We start from the raw sequence: 21,478 nt of genomic DNA, 5'->3' as shown, positions 1-21,478 counted from the left end.
TGATATTTATTATTAAATGATAATAAGACTCAACGCAATGCCGGCAGAGTGACCCGCCGGCAATCCAGGCATAAAAAAAGCGCGCTATTCGTGTGAATAGCGCGCTTTTTTATTTGCGTTTGCGAGTAGGTCAGCTGCCCGCCACTGTCATCCGCTCGATCAATACCGAACCCGTTCGAATGTTGCTGCGCAGTTCCAGATCATTCCCGACCGCCACTATCTGCCTGAACATATCGCGCATGTTGCCGGCGATGGTGACTTCCTGGACGGCAAACTGAATCTCGCCGTTCTCTACCCAAAAACCTGCGGCACCGCGCGAGTAATCGCCGGTCACCATGTTCAGGCCATGCCCCATCAATTCGGTCACCAGCAGGCCACGCCCCATGCGCCGCAACAGCGCCGCCTGGTCTTCATCGCCATGGCTCACGAAAAGGTTATGCACGCCGCCCGCGTTGGCGGTGCTGGGCAGGCCGAGCTTGCGAGCGGCGTAAGTGCCCAACACATAGGACACCAGCTCCCCCTGCTCGACGAACGGCTTGGCATAGGTGGCCAAGCCATCGCCATCGAACGATGAACTGCCCATGGCGCGCATCAGGTGTGGACGCTCATCGATGGTCATCCACTCCGGGAACAGCTTTTGACCGATGGCCCCCTCAAGGAACGAGGATTTGCGGTACAGGTTGCCGCCGGAAATTGCCCCCAGGAAACTACCGAACAGGCCCCCGGCCAGCTCTGCGGAAAACAGCACCGGCACTTCACAGGTTGGTACCGGTCGCGCACCCAGGCGGCTGGCAGCACGCTGTGCCGCCCGCTGGCCGATGCTGACCGGGTCGGCCAGCAACTCGCCCTGGCGGTTGACGTCGTACCAGTAATCACGCTGCATCTGGCCATTGGCTTCGGCAATCATGACGCAGCTCAGGCTATGGCGGGTGGACGCATAACCACCGATAAACCCATGGCTGTTGCCGTACACACGGCAACCCTGGTGAGTGCTCAACGTGGTGCCATCGGCGTTCTTGATGCGTGCATCGGCGTCGAACGCCGCTGCCTCACACGTCAACGCCTGTTCGATGGCCTGCTCCGGGGTGATGTCCCAGGCGTGAAACAGGTCAAAATCCTGCACGTCCCTGGCCATCAGCGCCTTGTCGGCCAGGCCCGAGCTTTCATCCTCGGACGTGTGCCTGGCAATGGCCAGGGCGGCAGCCACGGTCTCGCGTATGGCGTCCGGGCCACTGGCCGAAGTGCTCGCAGAGCCTTTGCGCTGACCGACATACAGAGTGATGCCAAACCCCTGGTCACGGTTGAACTCGACGGTTTCCACTTCCCGCTGACGCACCGAAGTCGACAGCCCCTGCTCAAGCGACACTGCCACTTCACAGGCACCGGCCCCCTGGCGCTTGGCCTCGGCAAGGATCTGCTCGACTTGTTCCTGCAGTGCCGGTAACGCTTGCGGACCGACGCTTTGGGCTGCACTCATGGTTTTCTCCACTCAAAATCTGCTTTCGGTTAAGGCCATCGAGCGACCGGGCCGGACAAGCGGCCCCCGACTGGTTATCATGGCGGCGTTTCTTTGCGGACTGCCACCATGGTTGATTCTTACGACGACTCCCTCGATGGGGAGAAAAGCAAAACCCAGGTCAAACGCGAGCTGCATGCGCTGGTTGACCTCGGCGAGCGCCTTACAACGCTCAAAAAAGACTTGATTGCCAAACTGCCACTGACCGACGAAATGCGTCGGGCGCTGGCCGATGCGCCCAAGCACAGCGCGAATATCGCGCGTAAACGGCACATCATGTTTATCGGCAAATTGATGCGCGATCAGGATATTGACGCCATCCTGGCCCTGCTTGATCAAACCGATGCCTCCACTCGCCAGTACAACGAACGCTTCCACAACCTGGAACGTTGGCGTGACCGCCTGATCGCGGGCGATGACGCCGTGCTGGAGAAATTCGTGCTGGACTACCCGGACGCGGACCGCCAACAACTGCGCTCCCTGATCCGTCAGGCCCAGCATGAGCAGGCGCACAACAAGGCGCCGGCCACCAGCCGTAAAATCTTCAAGTACATCCGTGAGCTGGACGAGACTCAACGCGGCCTGCGCTGATCCTCTTCCCCGGGTGGCGGTCTGCGCCACCCGAAGCTCCATCCCTTACGACCCCGTGCCACCCACGGTGATCGCATCAATCTTCAGCGTTGGCTGGCCGACGCCCACCGGCACCGATTGCCCATCCTTGCCGCATGTGCCCACGCCGCTGTCCAGCGACAGGTCGTTACCGACCATCGACACCTTGCTCATCGCTTCCGGACCGTTGCCAATCAAGGTCGCGCCTTTGACCGGTGCGGTAATTTTGCCGTCTTCGATCAGGTACGCCTCGCTGGTGGAGAACACGAACTTGCCACTGGTGATATCGACCTGGCCACCGCCCAGGTTGGCGCAATAGATCCCGCGCTTGACCGACGCAATGATCTCCGCCGGGTCGCTTTCGCCGCCGAGCATGTAGGTGTTGGTCATGCGCGGCATCGGCAAGTGCGCGTAGGACTCGCGACGACCGTTACCGGTACGCGCCACACCCATCAGGCGGGCATTGAGCTTGTCCTGCATGTAGCCCTTGAGCACGCCGTTCTCGATCAGGGTGGTGCACTCGGTCGGAGTGCCCTCATCGTCGACCGTCAACGAGCCACGACGACCGGCCAGCGTGCCGTCATCGACAATGGTGCACAGCTTGGACGCAACCCTCTCGCCCATACGGCCGCTGTAGGCCGAACTGCCCTTGCGATTGAAGTCACCTTCCAGGCCATGGCCCACCGCTTCGTGAAGCAGCACGCCGGACCAACCGGAGCCCAACACCACCGGCAACGTGCCCGCCGGCGCCGGAATCGCTTCCAGATTGACCAGCGCCTGGCGCAACGCTTCACGGGCATACCCCATGGCGCGGTCGTCGGCGAGGAAATACCGGTAGTCGGTACGCCCGCCGCCGCCATGCCCACCGCGTTCGCGGCGGCCGTTCTGTTCGACGATCACACTGACATTGAAGCGCACCAGTGGGCGTACATCCGCTGCCAGGCTGCCGTCGGTGGAAGCCACGAGAATGCGCTCCCACACCCCGGCCATGCTCACGGTGACGCGCTGGATTCGCGGATCCAGCGCACGGGTGGCGGCGTCGACGCGCTTGAGCAGCTCGACCTTTTCCGCACGACTGATCACCTCCAACGGGTTATCCGGGGCGTACAACTGGGCGACATCCTGGGTACTGAACGCCTGCACCGTGCCATTCTGGCCGGCACGGGAGATCGAACGCGCAGCACGCGCGGCTTGGCCCAGCGCTTCCAGGGTGATCGCGTTGCTGTAGGCAAAGCCGGTCTTTTCGCCGGATTGCGCACGCACACCCACGCCTTGGTCGAGGTTGAAACTGCCCTCCTTGACGATGCCGTCTTCCAGCGACCAGGACTCGGAAATCTGTCCCTGGAAGTAAAGGTCGGCCGCATCGATGCCTGGCCCGGCCAGATCACCGAGCACGGTTTGCAAGCTTTCGATGGTCACGCCACCGGGTGCCAGGAGGTGTTCACTGACTGAGGACAACAACTCGCTCATAGGTTTGGCCTTAAATTCATCGTTCTGAGGCAGGTCGCTGCGCGCCCTGCGAGAAAAAGCGTCGGTGATTCACCACCGGCATGCGCGCCCGTATCGACGCCTGTTCAGTACTGTCGCGCGCGGCTATCAACACCGCTCCGCCTTGATCCTGTTGCGCCAGCACACGACCCCAAGGGTCGACGATGGCAGCATGTCCATGAGTTTCCCTTGGGCCTGGGTGCACGCCACCCTGAGCCGCCGCCAACACATAGCACTGGGTTTCGATGGCCCGCGCCCGTATCAGCACGTCCCAATGCGCAGCGCCAGTAACCGCCGTAAAGGCCGAGGGCGCGCTGATCAGCTCAGCCCCCGCCGCACGCAACTCGCTGTACAACTCCGGGAAGCGCAGGTCGTAACACACCGTCAGCCCCAATCGCCCGACGGGCGTCTCAGCCACTATGACATTGCTGCCAAAAGCATAGTCGTCGGATTCACGATAGCGACCCCGGGCATCCGCCACGTCGACGTCGAACAGGTGCAGTTTGTCGTAACGGGCAACCACCTCTCCACGATCATCAATCAGCAACGAGCACGCCGTGGACTTGGCATTCGGTTGATCCCTGGGCGGTAACGGTAATGTGCCGGCCACTATCCATAAGGTGAGGTCGCGGGCCGCCTGTTTCAACCACGGCAGGATGGGGCCTTCGCCCAAGGCTTCGGCGCGGCCGATATCGGCCGCATCGCGACGGCCCATGGCGGCGAAGTTTTCCGGCAACACCGCAAGCCGGGCACCGCCCTCGGCGGCCTGTTCCAGCAGGCGCCGGGCCTCGGCCAGGTTGGCCAGCACGTCGCTCTGGCTGACCATCTGAATTACCGCAAACGTCATGGCCAATACTCCACAGAAGAATAGCCACAGGCTACTCCATCAAGTCTCACTTGGCCTTTTCGAAAGGCTTGTCGAAGGTAATCTTCGGATCCTTCCACGGGCCCTGCACGGTGTATTGCACGCTGGCGAAGCGCGAAACGCGGTCACCGATCAGCTTGTCGATCAGAAACAGCGCGCCACCGATGGCCGGCGCGCCAACAATCAGTGCCGCAATCGGCAGGTTATTGGTCACCGGCAGGGTCACCAGCAGCTTGGCATCCACGCGGTCGGCCACCAGGTCCAGGGTGCCATTGAGCTCCAGGTTGGTCGAAGGCCCAGTCATGGTGATCGGCTCTCGCGTCACAAACACGCCATCGCTGGCCGCCAGCAAGCCTTTGACCCGGTCATAGCTCAAGCCCTTGCCGAGCAGGTCGGAGAAGTCCAGGCGCAGGCGACGGCCGATGGAGTTGAAATTGAGCAGGCCAAACACGCGCAACGCCTGGGCACCGCCCTCGACTTCGACAAACTGACCCTGGCGGAAATCGGCATCGAGCATCCCGGAGAACCGTTTGGGCCCGACCCATGCCGGCGAGCCCGGCCAGCGGCCATCCACATCGAGGTGGAATTCCTGACTGGTCACGGTAGGCGCAAAGCCCCAGCCCTTGAGCACATCGGCGATGTTCTTGCCGTCCAGGCGCCCTTTGTACCAACTGCTGCTGTCGCCAGCCGTGCCTTCCCAACCGCCAGCGCCCTTGAGCTGCAAGCCCTTGAGGCCCAGGTCCAGGCTGTTGAAAGCCAGGCCCTTGGCCGTCGGCCGGATTTTCAGCGACCATACACCCACCAGATCCGGGCCCTGGAACAGTTGGTCGATGTTGATATCCAGCGCCGGAATATCCTTGGGATCGATGTCGGCCAGCGGGTCCGGCGCGTTTTCATCCGCCTGCACCGTCGGGTCAACCGCAGGCAGTTTCACGTACTGCAGGTTGATCGCAATGGGGGCGCCCTTGGCATCCGGCAGGTTCACCGAACCTTTGGCCTGCTGGCTGTCGAGCTGCAGGCCCCAGGCCGCAGGTTTGCGGTCCAGCAGCAGGCTGACCTGATCGAACTGCTTGCCAAAGCCGGTCAGCTTGCCGACCTTGAAATCCGCACCACTGAGCAGTTGCTTGGCGCTGCCACCCGGGTCGTTGCCGGCGTAGCGCCCAACCAGTTTTTTCCACGGATCGATATCCAGCTCCGACAACACACCGCGGACGCGCAGGCCCTTCGCACCCGGCAGCACGGCATCGCCATCGCCAAGGAACAACTCGCCGCGCCCCTCATTGAAGTTGTCGGGCGGTGCGGCGAAGGTGAAGTTCGCCAGCTCCCCGTAATCAAACCAGTAACGCCGTTCGGCGCCCTGAAGGGTCATGCGGAACGTGCTGTCACGGCCCTGGCTCGCTGGCATGCCAAACGGCGCCGGCAGATCCACCGCCACGCCCTTGAGGTCGGAATTGACCATCAACTGACTGTCTGCCCCATTGAGGATCACTTGCAACTGGTAAGGAATATCACCGGACACCGGCAGCGGCTGGGTGACGTTCAGCCAGTCAGTCAGCCGCTTGACCGTGACCTGACCCTTGGCCACAACACGAGTGCTGATGGCGCCCGGCCTGCCCTCGGCGAAGATCTGTGCGCTGATGGGCCGATCGAACGCCTGGGCGCTGATTTGATCGCCGCTCAACCCCTTGGCGCTGTCGAAGCGGAAATTCCCCTTCAGTTGGTTGAGGTCCAGGGTCGGGTCGGCTAATTGCAGGCGAGCCTTGTCGGTCTGGAAGTCCACCACGATCTTCGGCTCGGTGCCCTTGGCCAGCGGCACATCCAGGTCCAGCTTGCCTTGCAGGTCGCCCTCGCCTCTCCAGCCGGCAAAGGTCGACGCCGTACCAATCGGCGCCTCCTGCAGAATCTTCAGGCCATCGCCCAGACTGCCGGAAAAACCACCGGTCAGCAACAGGTGGCTGTCCTTGCCCGCAGGGGCGTGGGGAATATTGACGTAGACGTCCTTGACCTTTGTGTCGAGCAACTGGCCCTTGCTGGCCAGAATGCGCACGCCGCTTTCCTCGACAAATACTTCGCCGTTGACCTTGCTCACATGGGGCCAGCCCGGCTGGAATGCCAGCTCGGCGTCATGCACCTTGAAGAACAGGCTGATATTGCGCGACGCCGGCAGCGCGTTATGACTCAACGAACCCTGGTACTGGAAGAAGCCCTGGTCGACAGCGCCCTTGAGAATTGCCGTGCGCAGCCACTCATCCAGGGCCGGGCTCAGCACCGCCGGCAAGTACTTGGGTGTGAAGCGCCCATCGCCATCGACCATGCCCACCCGCAGGTCCATGTAGTCTTCCTGGCTATGATCGAAATGCAGGCGAATCAGGAAGTCGGCGGCCACCTTGCCTTCTTCGCCCAGCACCTTGATATAGGGAGCGATCAGGGTGAAGCCTTGTTTATCCAGCTTCCAGGTCAGCCGAGCATTGGCCTGGATGTACTGCCAGGGCTTGGCGAAGATCGGGTCCAGGTGCAGGGAAAAATCCTTGCTGTCCATGCGCAACTCGCCCTGACCCAGGTCGCCACTGATGCTGCCGGACACATTACGGGCAGCCGGCGCACCGGAGTAGGCATCGAAACCCACGCGCTCAAGATTGGCGGCGAAACTGAGTTTCTGGTCGGTGCTGTCCTGGGGACGGAAATCCACCAGCACATTGCGCAACACGCCAGTGACCTTGAGATGTTCGACGGTTTTGGCGAAGCCTTCCGGCAGCGGCGCCAGGGCATTCAACAGGGGGGTAATCGGGGTCAGGTCCAGGCGATCAGCCTGCAACTTCCAGGTTTCCGGGCTCTTGTCGGTCGCCAGCGCCTGCTGCAATTGCAGGCGCGATTCCCAGCGGCTGTCGCCGAGGTTCATCGCCAGCGAATCAAACAGCACCTTAAGGCCCGTGTCGCTGCGCTGCAGGTAAGCCGTAAGGGCAAAGTTCTCGATATGCACCGGCTTGCGCGCGGCATAGCTGCCTTTTATCTCAGGCGCGTTGAGGCGCGCAGCCGCGCTTTGCACGGCGCCCTTGGCCCAAGTCAGCCAGAGTTCTCCGCCGGCCTTAAGCTCGGTGAGTTTCCATTGCTGGGTGAGCCGGGCGGGAATCCACCTGGCCCAATCGCTCTGAGGCAGACTCAGGTAAGCCCGGACTTCGCCGTCCTGCCACTGGCTAGCGCGGATGCGCGTGCGCAGGTTCAGGGCCAGCGGCTGACCATCGGGGAGGGTCAGACGTGCATCCAGCCGCTGGCGATCGGTGCCGGTGTGCAGGCTCAGACCGACGTAGGTGAGGGTCGCCGGCGCCTGATCGAAGGGTTGCAGGGTGACCTGACTGTCGAGCACCGACACGCGCTGGACCCGCTGCATGCGCTGGAGCAACTGCTGCGGGTCCAGCGGCTGGTCGTCCGGCAGCGGCAGGCCCTGCAGGGCCCAGTGGCCGTCCTTGTCTTCCTTGACGCTCAGTTGCAGGCCGCTGACTTCCAGATGCGCCAGACGCACTTCACGGGCGATCAGGCTGGCCCAGATATCCGGTACCACTTCGACCTGATCCAGGCGCAAGGCGCTGTTGCCCTCGCCGACCATCACATCGTGAGCCAGCAACACCGGGGCAAAGCCGCTCCAACGCCCTTCCAGGCTGCCTATACGCAGAGGCATGCCGACCGCCGCCTGGGCCTTGGCTTCGATTTCGGCGCGGTATTCGGCCACTAACGGAGTCAGTTCACGCCCCAGGCTTACGTACACCGCCGCCAATACCAGCAGCAGCGCACACAGGCCCAGGCCCCAGCGGGTCAAAGCGGCAAAAAAGCGTATCAGACGCTCCATGTCAGGCGACCCTCAAGGCGGCAGGCGGACGGCAGATAGAGGTCTGCCGGGCTCGAAGAAAACAGGCGATTGGGGATCAGAGCAGCACCACGTCGTATTGTTCCTGGGAATACATGGTTTCGACCTGGAAGCGAATCGTGCGCCCGATAAACCCCTCCAGTTCAGCGACGTTGCCGGACTCTTCGTCCAGCAGCCGGTCGACCACTTTCTGGTTAGCCAGCACTCTATAACCTTCAGCCTGGTAGGCCCGCGCCTCTCGGAGGATTTCCCGGAAAATCTCGTAGCAAACCGTTTCCGGGGTTTTCAATTTACCGCGTCCCTGGCAACTGCTGCAGGGCTCGCACAGCACCTGTTCGAGGCTTTCGCGGGTGCGCTTGCGGGTCATCTGCACCAGGCCCAGCTCGGTGATGCCGATGATGTTGGTCTTGGCGTGATCGCGCTCCAACTGTTTCTCAAGGGTGCGCAGTACCTGGCGTTGATGCTCTTCATCTTCCATGTCGATGAAGTCGATGATGATGATCCCGCCCAGGTTGCGCAGGCGCAGTTGGCGGGCAATCGCCGTGGCCGCCTCGAGGTTGGTCTTGAAGATGGTCTCTTCCAGGTTGCGGTGGCCGACGAATGCCCCCGTGTTGACGTCGATGGTGGTCATGGCTTCCGCCGGGTCCACCACCAGATAGCCGCCGGACTTGAGCGGCACCTTACGCTCAAGGGCTTTCTGGATCTCGTCTTCGACGCCATACAGGTCGAAGATCGGTCGCTCGCCTGGGTAATGCTCAAGGCGGTCGGCAATTTCCGGCATCAGTTCGGCCACAAATTGCGTAGTGCGCTGGAAGGTTTCCCGCGAGTCGATGCGAATTTTCTCGATTTTCGGGCTGACCAGGTCGCGCAGGGTACGCAGCGCCAGGCCGAGGTCTTCATAGATGACGCTGGGCGCGCCAATGGTCTTGATCTGCTCACCGATCTGCTCCCACAGACGTCGCAGGTAGCGGATATCCATGAGGATCTCATCGGCGCCGGCGCCCTCGGCGGCGGTGCGCAGGATAAAGCCGCCGGCTTCCTTGATGCCTTCGGCCGCCACGCAGTCGCTGACCACTTTTTTCAGGCGTTCGCGCTCGCCTTCGTCTTCGATCTTCAAGGAAATGCCGACATGGGCCGTACGCGGCATGTACACCAGATAACGCGAAGGAATCGACAACTGTGTCGTCAGCCGCGCACCTTTGGAGCCGATGGGGTCCTTGGTGACTTGCACCACCAGGCTCTGCCCCTCATGCACCAGGGCGCTGATACTCTCGACCGCCGGCCCTTCACGCAGGGAGATCTCAGACGCGTGAATGAATGCCGCACGGTCCAGGCCGATGTCGATAAATGCCGCCTGCATCCCAGGCAGCACGCGCACCACTTTGCCTTTATAGATGTTGCCGACAATCCCGCGCTTCTGGGTGCGCTCGACGTGCACTTCTTGCAGAACACCGTTCTCTACCACCGCCACGCGCGATTCCATCGGCGTGATATTGATCAGAATCTCTTCACTCATGGCTGGGTCTCGTTCTGGCGTTTTCACAATAGTGACCGATCGCTCAAGGCTTGGCGCTGTAATACGGCGTTCAGCGCGCGGTAAGGTTTTGCCAACAGGGTATGCCGAATCGGCCGAGCAGTTGCGCGGTTTCGCACACCGGCAGCCCGACCACAGCGGAATAGCTGCCATTGAGCCCGGCAACGAACACCGAACCCAGGCCCTGGATAGCGTAGCCACCCGCCTTGTCCTGGGGCTCGCCACTGTGCCAGTAGGTGGTGGCTTCTTCGACGTCAATCTCGCGAAACCGTACAAGACTGCTTACACATAAAGTTTCGCAGCGCTGACCATCCGTCAGGGCAACGGCGGTCAGCACCTCGTGTTCACGGCCTGCGAGGGCCATCAACATCGCCAGGGCATCGGCCTGGTCCACGGGTTTGCCGAGGATGCGGCCATCGACAATCACAGCAGTGTCGGCGCCCAGCACACAGCCATTGGAGGGTGACTCAACCACGGCGAAACCCGCCGTCGCCTTGCCGCGTGCAAGACGCTCGACGTAGGAAACAGGCGATTCATCGGTAAGAGGCGTTTCATCAATGGCGGCGCTGACCACGGTGAAGGGCACACCGATCTGGGTCAGCAGTTCACGCCGCCGGGGAGAACCCGAGGCCAGATAAAGCGAATTCATTGCAGACTCTCCCTGTGGGGTTCGATAACCAGGCAGAGCCTCGCAATCCATTCAATTTATTTTATAACGGCGACGCAGCCCACGCAGGCCGAAACTGATCCAGGGCCACAGCAGCGCACTGACCAGGGCCGGCAATACCAGCGCCAGCGTTGGCTGGCGGTTGCCGGTCAAGGCGCTGAGCCAGAGTTGAACCAGTTGCGCCAGGCCGAAAATCACCAGGATCACCAGGCACTGCTGCCACATCGGGAACATGCGCAAACGCTGCTGCAACGACAGCACCAGAAAGGTAATCAGGGTGAGGATCAGCGCGTTCTGGCCAAGCAAGGTGCCATAGAGCACATCTTCGGCCAAGCCCAGAAACATCGCGGTGACCATGCCGACCCGGTGTGGCAGGTGCAGCGACCAGAACGCCAGCAGCAGGGCCAACCACAACGGACGAAGGATTTCCATGAACTGCGGCAGCGGCGACACGCTGAGCAACAAGCCGACGGCGAACGTCAGCCAGACCACCCAGCCATTGCGCGAATGAGTACTGGCCATTATTCCTCCCTCTGCCGCGTGGTGGACGCAGCGCCGGCAGGCGGCTTAGCGGCAGGCGTGGTGCTGGCTGCGGGTTTTGCCGGGCGTGCGCTGTGCGTGGCGGGCTTGGCGGGTGTCGCAACCGGCGCCGTCGCTGCCGGAAGATTCGCCGGTGCCGGTGGCCCCACAAAGGCCGGCTTCGGCACGATGGCGGGCGTGACCGGCAGCGTGCCGTTCTGCTTGTCTTCCGCTTCCTGGGCCTGCGCGGCATCGTTGGCGCGCTCTTCCGGGGTACGGTTGTCGCTGAACACCAGCAGAAGGTAACGGCTACGGTTGAGGGCGGCCGTCGGTACGGCGCGCACAATGGCGAATGGCTGGCCGGAATCGTGGATCACTTCCTTGACCGTCGCCACCGGGTAACCCGCCGGAAACCGCTGACCAAGTCCGGAGCTGACCAGCAGGTCGCCCTCCTTGATATCGGCGGTATCGGCCACGTGGCGCAACTCCAGGCGCTCTGGATTGCCGGTGCCGCTGGCAATCGCCCGCAGGCCGTTGCGATTGACTTGCACCGGGATGCTGTGGGTGGTGTCGGTGAGCAACAGCACGCGGGAGGTGTAGGGCATCAGCTCAACCACCTGCCCCATCAGGCCACGCGCATCGAGCACCGGCTGACCGAGCACCACGCCGTCGCGCTCACCCTTGTTGATGATGATGCGATGAGTGAAGGGATTGGGGTCCATGCCGATCAGCTCGGCCACTTCGACCTTCTCGTTGACCAGCGCCGATGAGTTGAGCAACTCGCGCAGCCGAACGTTCTGCTCGGTGAGGGCCGCCAGCTTTTGCATGCGTCCCTGCAGCAGCAGGTTTTCAGTCTTGAGTTTTTCGTTTTCGGCGGCAAGCTCGGTGCGGCTGCCGAATTGGCTGGCCACGCCCTGATAGAGCCGTTGCGGCAAGTCGGTGATCCAGTAGGTCTGCATCAACACCAGCGACATCTGGCTGCGCACGGGCTTGAGCAGCGCAAAGCGGGCATCGACCACCATCAGCGCGACCGAAAGCACGACCAGCACCAGCAAGCGCACGCCCAATGAGGGGCCTTTGGCGAAAAGCGGTTTAATAGGCCGCTCCTCCCGGGCAAATGTTCTCTTTATTCATACGGCATCAAACCGGCCTGGATGCAGATTGAAGAAGATAAACGCCGACAGGCAGCACTGCAAAGTGCTGCCTGCGGGCGAATCATGGCGCGACCAGCGATCTTATTCGCTGGAGAGCAGGTCCATGGTGTGTTTATCCATCATTTCCAGTGCACGACCACCGCCACGGGCCACGCAGGTCAACGGGTCTTCGGCGACGATTACCGGCAAGCCGGTTTCCTGGGCCAGCAGCTTGTCGAGGTCACGCAGCAGCGCGCCACCACCGGTCAGCACCAGGCCACGCTCGGCGATATCGGAAGCCAGCTCCGGCGGCGACTGCTCCAGGGCACTTTTCACAGCCTGAACGATGGTCGCCAGGGACTCTTGCAGAGCTTCCAGCACTTCATTGGAGTTCAGGGTGAAGGCACGTGGCACGCCTTCGGCCAGGTTACGACCGCGCACATCGACTTCTCGCACTTCGCCGCCCGGGTAAGCGGTGCCGATTTCCTGCTTGATGCGCTCGGCGGTGGATTCGCCGATCAGGCTGCCGTAGTTACGACGCACATACGTGATGATCGCTTCGTCGAAGCGGTCGCCGCCTACGCGCACGGATTCGGCATACACCACACCGTTCAGGGAAATCAGGGCGATCTCGGTAGTACCACCACCGATATCCACCACCATCGAACCACGTGCTTCTTCCACCGGCAGGCCGGCACCGATCGCGGCAGCCATTGGCTCTTCGATCAGGAACACTTCACGGGCACCGGCGCCAAGGGCCGACTCACGGATGGCACGACGCTCAACCTGGGTGGATTTGCATGGAACGCAGATCAGCACACGAGGGCTGGGCTGCAGGAAACTGTTTTCGTGAACCTTGTTGATGAAGTACTGCAGCATCTTCTCGCAGACGCTGAAGTCGGCGATCACGCCGTCTTTCATCGGACGAATGGCGGCAATATTGCCAGGTGTTCGGCCGAGCATGCGCTTGGCCTCGGTGCCGACGGCAACGACACTTTTCTGATTACCATGGGTCCGAATGGCCACAACCGATGGCTCATTCAGAACGATACCGCGCTCGCGCACGTAAATAAGGGTGTTGGCAGTGCCCAGGTCAATGGAAAGATCGCTGGAAAACATGCCACGCAGTTTCTTGAACATGGGGAAAGGACCCTAGGCAACGCGTGGGTAAAAAAGTGCGGCAAACTCTAACAACGACAGGGATTTTGGGCAAGGCGCCAATGTGCTAAATTGGCCGACTTTCTGTGCACCAACCCCCACAATCGCGGCCTTATGACCGTAGAAATGCGGTAGTGTTCCGACAATCTAACACACGGACGCTCTCCGTTCCGTTTTCCACTGGAGATTCCCATGGCGCTTGAACGCTCCGACGTGGAAAAAATCGCGCATCTGGCCTCGCTTGGCCTCAATGATGCCGATCTTCCACAGACCACCGCAGCCCTGAACAGCATTCTGGGGCTGGTTGACCAGATGCAGGCCGTCAATACCGACGACATCGAGCCCCTGGCTCACCCGCTGGAAGCCAGCCAGCGCCTGCGCGCAGACGTCGTGACCGAACGCGATAATCGCGAGGCCTACCAGTCCATCGCGCCAGCGGTCGAAAACGGCCTGTACCTGGTTCCGAAAGTCATCGACTAAAGGGAAAGAGCCTTTCATGCATCACATGACTCTGGCCGAGATCGCCCGTGGTCTCGCCGAAAAAAAGTTTTCCGCTGAAGAACTGACCAAAACCCTGCTTGCGCGCATCGCCGAGCACGATCCCAAGGTCAACAGCTTCATCAGCCTCACCGAAGAACTGGCCCTGAGCCAGGCCAAGGCCGCCGACGTGCGTCGCGCCAACGGTGAGAACGGCGCCCTGCTGGGTGCGCCCATCGCCCACAAGGACCTGTTCTGCACCCAGGGCATTCGCACCAGCTGCGGCTCGAAGATGCTCGACAACTTCAAAGCGCCCTACGACGCCACCGTGGTGTCCAAGCTGGCCGCCGCCGGCGCGGTCACCCTGGGCAAGACCAACATGGACGAATTCGCCATGGGTTCTGCCAACGAGTCGAGCTACTACGGCGCGGTGAAAAACCCCTGGAACCTCGAACACGTGCCGGGCGGCTCGTCCGGTGGTTCGGCCGCTGCCGTGGCCGCGCGCCTGTTGCCGGCCGCCACGGCCACCGACACCGGCGGTTCCATTCGCCAACCGGCTGCCTTCACCAACCTCACCGGCCTGAAGCCGACCTACGGTCGCGTGTCGCGCTGGGGCATGATCGCCTACGCGTCGAGCCTCGATCAGGGCGGCCCGCTGGCGCGCACCGCAGAAGACTGCGCAATATTGTTGCAAGGCATGGCCGGCTTCGATGCGCAGGACTCCACCAGCATCGATGAACCGGTGCCGGACTACAGCGCCAGCCTCAACACCTCGCTCAAGGGCCTGCGCATCGGCGTGCCGAAGGAATACTTCAGCGCCGGTCTCGACCCGCGTATCGCAGAGCTCGTGCACAACAGCGTCAAGACGCTGGAAGGCCTGGGCGCCGTGATCAAGGAAATCAGCCTGCCGAACAACCAGCACGCGATTCCCGCCTACTACGTCATCGCCCCGGCCGAAGCCTCCTCCAACCTGTCGCGTTTCGACGGCGTGCGTTTCGGCTACCGCTGCGAAAACCCCAAGGACCTCACCGATCTGTACAAGCGCTCCCGTGGCGAAGGCTTCGGCGCCGAAGTGCAACGGCGCATCATGGTCGGCGCCTACGCGCTGTCGGCCGGCTACTACGACGCGTACTACCTCAAGGCGCAAAAAATCCGTCGCCTGATCAAGAACGACTTCATGGCTGCCTTCGAAGAAGTCGACGTGATCCTTGGCCCAACCACGCCGAACCCGGCCTGGAAGATCGGTGCCAAGACCGGCGACCCGATTGCCGAGTACCTCGAAGACCTCTACACCATCACCGCCAACCTCGCAGGTCTGCCGGGCTTGTCCATGCCGGCCGGCTTCGTCGACGGTCTGCCGGTGGGCGTGCAATTGCTCGCACCGTATTTCCAGGAAGGCCGCCTGCTCAATGTGGCGCACCAGTACCAGTTGAACACTGACTGGCACACTCGCACCCCAACCGGCTTCTGAGGAGAACACTATGCAATGGGAAGTTGTGATCGGGCTGGAGATTCATACCCAGCTCGCCACCCAATCGAAGATTTTCTCCGGCAGCGCCACCACGTTCGGCGCAGGGCCCAACACCCAGGCCAGCCTGGTCGACCTGGGCATGCCCGGCGTGCTGCCGGTGCTGAACCAGGAAGCGGTGCGCATGGCGGTGATGTTCGGCCTGGCGATTGACGCCGAAATCGGCCAGCACAACGTCTTCGCGCGCAAGAACTACTTCTACCCTGACCTGCCCAAGGGTTACCAGATCAGCCAGATGGAATTGCCGATCGTCGGCAAGGGCTACCTGGATATCCCGCTGGAAGACGGCACCATCAAGCGCGTCGGCGTGACCCGTGCGCACCTTGAAGAAGATGCGGGCAAGAGCCTGCATGAAGAATTCAACGGCGCCACCGGCATCGACCTGAACCGCGCCGGCACGCCGCTGCTGGAAATCGTCTCCGAGCCGGACATGCGCAGCGCCAAGGAAGCCGTGGCCTACGTCAAAACGATCCACGCGCTGGTGCGTTATCTGGGCATTTGCGACGGCAACATGGCCGAAGGCTCCCTGCGTTGCGACTGCAACGTGTCGGTGCGCCCAAAAGGCCAGACCGAGTACGGCACGCGCTGCGAGATCAAGAACGTCAACTCGTTCCGTTTCATCGAAAAGGCGATCAACACCGAAGTACGTCGCCAGATCGAACTGATCGAGGACGGCGGCAAGGTGATCCAGCAAACCCGCCTGTACGACCCGAACAAAGATGAAACCCGCGCCATGCGCAGCAAGGAGGAAGCCAACGACTACCGTTACTTCCCCGACCCGGACCTGCTGCCGGTGGTCATCGAGGATTCGTTCCTCAATGACATCCGCGCCACCCTGCCGGAGCTGCCGCCGCAGAAACGCGAGCGCTTCCAGGCGCAGTTCGGTCTCTCGGTGTACGACGCCAGCGTACTGGCCTCCAGCCGCGAGCAGGCCGACTACTTCGAAAAGGTCGTGAGCATTGCCGGTGACGCCAAGCTGGCGGCCAACTGGGTCATGGTCGAGCTGGGCAGCCTGCTGAACAAGCAAGGCCTGGAAATCGACGAAGCGCCGGTCTCGGCCGAGCAACTGGGCGGCATGCTGCTGCGCATCAAGGACAACACCATCTCCGGCAAGATCGCCAAAACGGTGTTCGAAGCGATGGCGACAGGCGAAGGCAACGCTGACGAGATCATCGAGAAACGCGGCCTCAAGCAGGTCACCGACAGCGGCGCCATCTCGGCCGTACTCGATGAAATGCTCGCGGCCAATGCCGAACAGGTCGAACAATACCGCGCGGCGGATGAAGCCAAACGCGGCAAGATGTTCGGTTTCTTTGTCGGCCAGGCGATGAAAGCGTCCAAAGGCAAGGCCAACCCGCAACAGGTGAACGAGCTGCTGAAAAGCAAACTCGAAGGCTAAACGCGGTGAAATGGTCGGAGCAGGACCTCACGTCCAACTCTGACCCCTTGTGGGAGCGGGCTTGCTCGCGAATGCGGTGTGTCAAGCAACGAATCTGCTGACTGATCCACCGCTTTCGCGAGCAAGCCCGCTCCCACATTTGTAATGGGGAAACCTTGAACATGAAGCGTCTACTCGGCCTGCTGGCCCTGTTCTCTCTGCTTGCCGGCTGCGCCAGCGGCCTCATCGACCCCAATGGCTACGACGAAACCGGCACCGCCTCTTATTACGGCGCCAAACACCATGGCAACCGAACCGCCAGCGGTGAACCCTTCAACCAGAACGCCCTGACCGCCGCCCATCGGCGCCTGCCCTTCGGCACGCAGGTCAAGGTGACCAATCTCGACAATAACCGCTCCGTGATCGTGCGCATCAATGATCGCGGCCCGCATGCCCGTGGGCGCCTGATCGACCTTTCACGCAAGGCTGCCGCGCAATTGGGCATGCTGAGCAGCGGTACTGCGCCGGTTCGCGTGCAGGCCATGAGCAATTGAAGAAGGAGCACCGGTCATTTCCGCACTAACCGCCCTCTCGCCCTGGAGCCTGCTCGAACTGGTCAGCGGCCTGCTGCTGCTGATCATCGGCGCCGAAGTCCTGGTGCGCGCCGCCGTACGCCTGGCCGCGAGCCTCAAGGTGCGCCCGCTGATCATCGGCCTGACCATCGTCGCCTTCGGCAGCAGCGCGCCGCAGATGACCGTCAGTCTGCAGGCCACGCTCGCCGGCAACACCGATATTGCCGTGGGCAGCGTGATCGGCAGCAGCATCTTCAACGTCCTCGTCACCCTGGGCCTCGCGGCACTGATCATCCCGCTGCGGGTGTCGCGCCAGTTGGTACGCCTGGACATCCCGGTGATGATCGTCGCTGCGCTGCTGGTGTTCACCCTCGCCGCCAATGAGGAACTGACACCGCTCGACGGCCTGCTATTGCTGGTCGCCCTGCTGGCCTACCTCGGCGTGCTGCATTACCAGACGCGTCACTCACGCCGCCCGCGCACCCTCGACACCGTGGCCCGGGCACCATGGCTGAGCAGCGTATTGCGCATCTTTGGCGGGCTGCTGGTGCTGGTACTGGCCGGGCATCTGCTGCTCGGTGCGGCAGTGGACGTGGCGGGCGACCTGGGCCTGTCGGAGCGTATCGTCGGGCTGACACTGATCGGCGTCGGCACCTCCTTGCCGTGCCTGGCGACGTCGCTGATTGCCGCCCTGCGCGGCGAGCGCGAGATTGCCGTGGGCAACGTGATCGGCAGCAACCTGTTCAACCTGCTCGGGGTGCTGGGGCTCACCGCCCTGCTCGCGCCGACGCCACTGTCGGTGTCGCCCAATGCCGTGGATTTCGACCTGCCGGTGATGCTCGGCGTGGTGGTACTGTGCCTGCCGGTGTTCTACAGCGGCTACCGCGTGACCCGCGCCGAAGGCCTGGTGATGCTGGGCCTGTATCTCGCCTATGGGCTGCATGTGATGGCGTTCACCACTGGCATGCCCCTGGCTGGCAAGCTTGAACACCTGATGCTGTATTACGTCCTGCCGGCGCTGGTGGCTTTTCTGCTGTTCAGCACGCTGCGCGCCTGGCGCCGCCAACACAAGAGGGAACCGCAATGACCGATCAGAAGAAGCCCGGCGTCGCCATGCGTCGCCAAGTGATGGGCGATGTGTTCGTCGACCGAGCCCTGGGTAATGCCACCGAGTTCACCCAGCCGTTGCAGGACTTCGTCAACGACCATGCCTGGGGCAGTGTGTGGAATCGCGAAGGGTTACCGCTCAAGACCCGCAGCCTGATCACCCTCGCCGCCCTCACCGCGCTCAAGTGCCCGCAGGAACTCAAGGGTCACGTGCGCGGCGCGTTGAACAATGGCTGTACCGTGGAAGAGATTCGCGAGGCGCTGCTGCATTGCGCGGTGTATGCCGGCGTGCCGGCAGCGATTGATGCGTTTCGGGCGGCGCAGGAAGTGATTGAGGTGTATCAGGCAGAGCAGCAGTGATCTTCAGGTAGGCATCGCAGGCAAGCCACCGCAACCTCAGATCCAGCCACCTGCCTGCAACACGAAAATCCCGATATTGGTGGTCACCGCCGCCATCAGCGTGGTGATCACGATAATCGCGGCCGCCAACTCGTGGTTGCCCTCGGCCGCCCGGGCCATCACATAACTGGCTGCGGCGGTGGGCGCACCGAAGTACAGAAACAGAATCCCCAGCTCCGGCCCGCGAAAACCCAGCAGCCACGCTCCCAGGGTTGCGACGATCGGCAGCCAGACCATCTTCATCAGGCTCGCGCTGAGCGCCATGTTGCCGCTCTTGCGCAGCGCCGCCAGGGACAAGGTGCCGCCGATGCAGATCAGCGCCAATGGCAGCGTGGTGTCGGCCAGGTACTGCATGGATTTTTCCAGCCAGCCGGGTACGCCGAGCTGAAAGTAGGCGAACGGCGCGGCGACGATCACGCTGATGATCAGCGGGTTGGCCAGCACACTCTTGCAGATGCTCCATGGGTCGGACTTGATCACCGGGCTGTACACCGCCAGCACGATGGTCGACAGCGTGTTATAGAGCAGGATCACCAGCGCCGCGAGGACGGCGCCCAGGGAGATGCCATAGTCGCCGTACATGCTGGCGGCCAGCGCCAGGCCGATCACCCCGTTGTTGCCGCGAAACGCGCCCTGGGCATAGATACCCCGGTCTGCCGGCTTGCAGCGAAAAATCGCCCAGCCCCAGGCACAGGCGAAACTCAGTACGGTGGCGACGGCAAAATAGATCAGCAAACCCGGCTGGAGCGCGGCATGCAGGTCGGCGTGCAGGATGCCGAGAAACAGCAGCGCCGGCATGGTGACGTTGAACACCAGGGATGAGGCGGTGTGGATAAAGTTGTCGTTGATCCAGTTGATGCGCTTGAGCAGCACACCGAGAAACAGCATGGCAAACACCGGCGCGGTGATGGTGAGGGTAGTGAGGAAGATAGCCAGCATGCCGGGGAGAACCTTTGCGCGTCGTCAGAGGGCCAATGATAAGCCATGCGGCGCGGTGGCGTCTGGTAGGCCGCTATCGGGAGCAAGCCTCCTCTCACATTGTGAACTGTGAATGCAGTCAAATGTGGGAGGGGGCTTGCTCCCGATGCAGGCGACGCGGTCTCAGGTAATCGGCGCCGGGTTGAACAGGGTGATGTCGTTATGCAGCTTGTGATGCTCGGCCCACGTCTGTTTCTTGCCGCTGGCCACGTCCAGGTAGAAGTGAAACAACTCCCAGCCCAGTTCCTCGATACTCGCCCGCCCGGTGGCGATACGTCCGGCGTCGATGTCGATCAGGTCCGGCCAGCGCTGCGCCAGCTCCGTACGCGTCGACACCTTCACCACCGGCGCCATCGCCAGCCCGTAAGGCGTGCCGCGCCCAGTGGTGAACACATGCAGGTTCATACCCGCCGCCAGTTGCAAGGTGCCGCACACAAAGTCGCTGGCCGGCGTCGCGCAAAAGATCAGGCCTTTGCCCTTGAACCGCTCGCCGGGGCCCAGCACGCCGCTGATCGCGCTGCTGCCGGACTTGACGATGGAGCCCAGGGACTTCTCGACAATGTTCGACAACCCGCCCTTCTTGTTGCCCGGCGTGGTGTTGGCGCTGCGGTCCGCCTCGCCCTTGGCCAGGTAGCGGTCGTACCAGTCCATTTCCCGCACAAGCTCTTGGGCAATTTCCTTCGTTTGCGCGCGCGACGTCAGCAGGTAGATGGCATCACGAACTTCGGTCACTTCGGAAAACATCACCGTCGCCCCGGCCCGCAACAGCAGATCCGAGGCATAGCCCAGCGCCGGGTTGGCGGTGATGCCGGAAAACGCATCGCTGCCGCCGCACTGCATGCCCAGGATCAGCTCGGACGCCGGTACAGTTTCGCGGCGACGCTGGTCGAGTTTTTTCAGGCGGGTTTCGGCCAGCGCCATGATCTGCTCGATCATTTCGGTGAAGCCGTGGCTGGAGTCCTGTAGCCGATACAGCCACGGCTCGCTCAGGTCGACCGAGCTGTCGTTCTCATGCATCACCTGCCCGGCCTGCAATTTCTCGCAGCCCAGGCTGATCACCAGCGCTTCGCCGCCCAGGTTCGGGTTGCGTGCCAGATTGCGCACCGTGCGGATCGGGATGTAGGCGTCGGTCGCGGTGATCGCCACGCCGCAACCGTAGCTGTGGGTCAGCGCCACCACGTCATCGACATGCGGGTACTTGGGCAGCAATTCGTCCTTGATGCGCTTGACCGCATGGTCCAGCACGCCGGTGACACACTGCACCGTGGTGGTGATGCCGAGGATATTGCGCGTGCCCACCGTGCCGTCGGCGTTGCGATAGCCCTCGAACGTGAACCCTTCCAATGGTGCCTGGGCGTCAGGCACCTCGGTGGACAGCGGCAGGCTGTCCAGCGGCGGCGCGGTGGGCATGCGCAGTTGGTCTTCCTGCACCCAACTGCCGCGCGGGATCGGCGCCAGGGCGTAACCGATGGTCTGGCCGTAGCGAATGATCTGACCGCCTTCGGGAATATCTTCCAGCGTCACCTTATGGCTCTGTGGGATGAAATCCACGGTGACCAGGCCGTCCGGGAACTCGGTCCCGGCCGGGACGCCCTGGTCATTGACCACGATCACCACGTTGTCGCGCTCGTGCAAACGGATCGAGCGCGGCGAGTCGGCATGTTCAATCAATTGCATCACGGGGCCTC

The 21,478-nt window shown here is 62.3% G+C and carries 18 protein-coding genes; 7 read left to right on the top strand and 11 right to left on the bottom strand.

Going from position 1 to position 21,478, the window contains the following annotated elements; translation table 11 throughout:
• Positions 1 to 130 precede the first annotated feature (130 nt).
• Entirely contained in the window at positions 131 to 1,477 is a 1,347-nt protein-coding gene (pmbA, locus tag H045_RS01145) for a metalloprotease PmbA (RefSeq protein WP_004372115.1), read from the bottom strand.
• A 108-nt stretch (positions 1,478 to 1,585) separates the two neighbouring features.
• Between pmbA and yjgA the strand changes: the two genes are divergently transcribed.
• On the top strand, positions 1,586 to 2,107 hold the full coding sequence (gene yjgA / locus H045_RS01140) for a ribosome biogenesis factor YjgA (RefSeq protein WP_004372117.1): 522 nt from the start codon (positions 1,586 to 1,588) through the stop codon (positions 2,105 to 2,107).
• Positions 2,108 to 2,152: 45 nt separating this feature from the next.
• Here yjgA and tldD read toward each other — a convergent pair whose 3' ends face one another.
• The 8 genes from tldD to mreB all read right to left on the bottom strand — a co-directional run bounded on the left by tldD (position 2,153) and on the right by mreB (position 13,333).
• Positions 2,153 to 3,595: a metalloprotease TldD gene (gene tldD, locus H045_RS01135; RefSeq protein WP_004372119.1), complete on the bottom strand. Its 1,443-nt coding sequence runs from the start codon at positions 3,593 to 3,595 to the stop codon at positions 2,153 to 2,155.
• A gap of 16 nt (positions 3,596 to 3,611) precedes the next feature.
• A complete protein-coding gene (locus tag H045_RS01130) occupies positions 3,612 to 4,460 on the bottom strand; it encodes a carbon-nitrogen hydrolase family protein (protein WP_004372122.1) in 849 nt (282 codons plus the stop codon).
• A gap of 46 nt (positions 4,461 to 4,506) precedes the next feature.
• On the bottom strand, positions 4,507 to 8,322 hold the full coding sequence (locus tag H045_RS01125) for a YhdP family protein (protein WP_015371172.1): 3,816 nt from the start codon (positions 8,320 to 8,322) through the stop codon (positions 4,507 to 4,509).
• 76 nt (positions 8,323 to 8,398) lie between these two features.
• Entirely contained in the window at positions 8,399 to 9,856 is a 1,458-nt protein-coding gene (gene rng / locus H045_RS01120; RefSeq protein ID WP_004372126.1) for a ribonuclease G, read from the bottom strand.
• A gap of 70 nt (positions 9,857 to 9,926) precedes the next feature.
• Positions 9,927 to 10,523, bottom strand: a complete 597-nt coding sequence (locus H045_RS01115) for a Maf family protein (RefSeq protein WP_004372128.1) — start codon at positions 10,521 to 10,523, stop codon at positions 9,927 to 9,929.
• A 51-nt stretch (positions 10,524 to 10,574) separates the two neighbouring features.
• Positions 10,575 to 11,063, bottom strand: coding sequence for a rod shape-determining protein MreD (gene mreD, locus H045_RS01110; RefSeq protein WP_004372130.1), 489 nt, complete (start codon positions 11,061 to 11,063; stop codon positions 10,575 to 10,577).
• A complete protein-coding gene (mreC, locus tag H045_RS01105; RefSeq protein WP_004372132.1) occupies positions 11,063 to 12,127 on the bottom strand; it encodes a rod shape-determining protein MreC in 1,065 nt (354 codons plus the stop codon). Before mreC ends, mreD begins: the two co-directional genes overlap by 1 nt.
• A gap of 168 nt (positions 12,128 to 12,295) precedes the next feature.
• Positions 12,296 to 13,333, bottom strand: coding sequence for a rod shape-determining protein MreB (gene mreB / locus H045_RS01100; protein WP_002555108.1), 1,038 nt, complete (start codon positions 13,331 to 13,333; stop codon positions 12,296 to 12,298).
• 210 nt (positions 13,334 to 13,543) lie between these two features.
• On the opposite strand from mreB, the gene gatC reads away from it, so the two are divergent.
• From gatC to H045_RS01070, 6 genes are all read left to right on the top strand, one after another.
• On the top strand, positions 13,544 to 13,831 hold the full coding sequence (gatC, locus tag H045_RS01095; RefSeq protein WP_004372213.1) for an Asp-tRNA(Asn)/Glu-tRNA(Gln) amidotransferase subunit GatC: 288 nt from the start codon (positions 13,544 to 13,546) through the stop codon (positions 13,829 to 13,831).
• 16 nt (positions 13,832 to 13,847) lie between these two features.
• Positions 13,848 to 15,299, top strand: coding sequence for an Asp-tRNA(Asn)/Glu-tRNA(Gln) amidotransferase subunit GatA (gene gatA, locus H045_RS01090; RefSeq protein ID WP_015371171.1), 1,452 nt, complete (start codon positions 13,848 to 13,850; stop codon positions 15,297 to 15,299).
• A gap of 10 nt (positions 15,300 to 15,309) precedes the next feature.
• Positions 15,310 to 16,755, top strand: coding sequence for an Asp-tRNA(Asn)/Glu-tRNA(Gln) amidotransferase subunit GatB (gatB, locus tag H045_RS01085; protein ID WP_004372217.1), 1,446 nt, complete (start codon positions 15,310 to 15,312; stop codon positions 16,753 to 16,755).
• Positions 16,756 to 16,916: 161 nt separating this feature from the next.
• Entirely contained in the window at positions 16,917 to 17,288 is a 372-nt protein-coding gene (locus H045_RS01080) for a septal ring lytic transglycosylase RlpA family protein (protein ID WP_004372219.1), read from the top strand.
• A 58-nt stretch (positions 17,289 to 17,346) separates the two neighbouring features.
• On the top strand, positions 17,347 to 18,393 hold the full coding sequence (locus H045_RS01075; RefSeq protein WP_041931412.1) for a calcium/sodium antiporter: 1,047 nt from the start codon (positions 17,347 to 17,349) through the stop codon (positions 18,391 to 18,393).
• Entirely contained in the window at positions 18,390 to 18,773 is a 384-nt protein-coding gene (locus H045_RS01070; protein WP_015371170.1) for a carboxymuconolactone decarboxylase family protein, read from the top strand. Before H045_RS01075 ends, H045_RS01070 begins: the two co-directional genes overlap by 4 nt.
• A 36-nt stretch (positions 18,774 to 18,809) precedes the next feature.
• Here H045_RS01070 and H045_RS01065 read toward each other — a convergent pair whose 3' ends face one another.
• The gene (locus tag H045_RS01065; RefSeq protein ID WP_015371169.1) at positions 18,810 to 19,751 is read right to left on the bottom strand and encodes an AEC family transporter; all 942 of its coding nucleotides are present in this window, start codon (positions 19,749 to 19,751) and stop codon (positions 18,810 to 18,812) included.
• A gap of 162 nt (positions 19,752 to 19,913) precedes the next feature.
• Positions 19,914 to 21,467: a galactarate dehydratase gene (garD, locus tag H045_RS01060; RefSeq protein WP_004372231.1), complete on the bottom strand. Its 1,554-nt coding sequence runs from the start codon at positions 21,465 to 21,467 to the stop codon at positions 19,914 to 19,916.
• Positions 21,468 to 21,478 lie beyond the last annotated feature (11 nt).

Origin of the sequence: Pseudomonas poae RE*1-1-14 (assembly GCF_000336465.1) — a bacterium.
In the GTDB taxonomy this organism is placed as follows: domain Bacteria; phylum Pseudomonadota; class Gammaproteobacteria; order Pseudomonadales; family Pseudomonadaceae; genus Aquipseudomonas; species Aquipseudomonas poae.
Note: the sequence above shows the minus strand (reverse complement) of the source record. Positions and strands in the feature narration are given on the sequence as shown.

What these genes read in the sequence shown, in the direction of transcription:
- pmbA (WP_004372115.1), bottom strand. Translation starts at nt 1,477, where the DNA reads ATGAGTGCAGCCCAAAGCGTCGGTCCGCAAGCGTTACCGGCACTGCAG.
- yjgA (WP_004372117.1), top strand. Translation starts at nt 1,586, where the DNA reads ATGGTTGATTCTTACGACGACTCCCTCGATGGGGAGAAAAGCAAAACC.
- tldD (WP_004372119.1), bottom strand. Translation starts at nt 3,595, where the DNA reads ATGAGCGAGTTGTTGTCCTCAGTCAGTGAACACCTCCTGGCACCCGGT.
- H045_RS01130 (WP_004372122.1), bottom strand. Translation starts at nt 4,460, where the DNA reads ATGACGTTTGCGGTAATTCAGATGGTCAGCCAGAGCGACGTGCTGGCC.
- H045_RS01125 (WP_015371172.1), bottom strand. Translation starts at nt 8,322, where the DNA reads ATGGAGCGTCTGATACGCTTTTTTGCCGCTTTGACCCGCTGGGGCCTG.
- rng (WP_004372126.1), bottom strand. Translation starts at nt 9,856, where the DNA reads ATGAGTGAAGAGATTCTGATCAATATCACGCCGATGGAATCGCGCGTG.
- H045_RS01115 (WP_004372128.1), bottom strand. Translation starts at nt 10,523, where the DNA reads ATGAATTCGCTTTATCTGGCCTCGGGTTCTCCCCGGCGGCGTGAACTG.
- mreD (WP_004372130.1), bottom strand. Translation starts at nt 11,063, where the DNA reads ATGGCCAGTACTCATTCGCGCAATGGCTGGGTGGTCTGGCTGACGTTC.
- mreB (WP_002555108.1), bottom strand. Translation starts at nt 13,333, where the DNA reads ATGTTCAAGAAACTGCGTGGCATGTTTTCCAGCGATCTTTCCATTGAC.
- gatC (WP_004372213.1), top strand. Translation starts at nt 13,544, where the DNA reads ATGGCGCTTGAACGCTCCGACGTGGAAAAAATCGCGCATCTGGCCTCG.
- gatA (WP_015371171.1), top strand. Translation starts at nt 13,848, where the DNA reads ATGCATCACATGACTCTGGCCGAGATCGCCCGTGGTCTCGCCGAAAAA.
- gatB (WP_004372217.1), top strand. Translation starts at nt 15,310, where the DNA reads ATGCAATGGGAAGTTGTGATCGGGCTGGAGATTCATACCCAGCTCGCC.
- H045_RS01080 (WP_004372219.1), top strand. Translation starts at nt 16,917, where the DNA reads ATGAAGCGTCTACTCGGCCTGCTGGCCCTGTTCTCTCTGCTTGCCGGC.
- H045_RS01070 (WP_015371170.1), top strand. Translation starts at nt 18,390, where the DNA reads ATGACCGATCAGAAGAAGCCCGGCGTCGCCATGCGTCGCCAAGTGATG.
- H045_RS01065 (WP_015371169.1), bottom strand. Translation starts at nt 19,751, where the DNA reads ATGCTGGCTATCTTCCTCACTACCCTCACCATCACCGCGCCGGTGTTT.
- garD (WP_004372231.1), bottom strand. Translation starts at nt 21,467, where the DNA reads ATGCAATTGATTGAACATGCCGACTCGCCGCGCTCGATCCGTTTGCAC.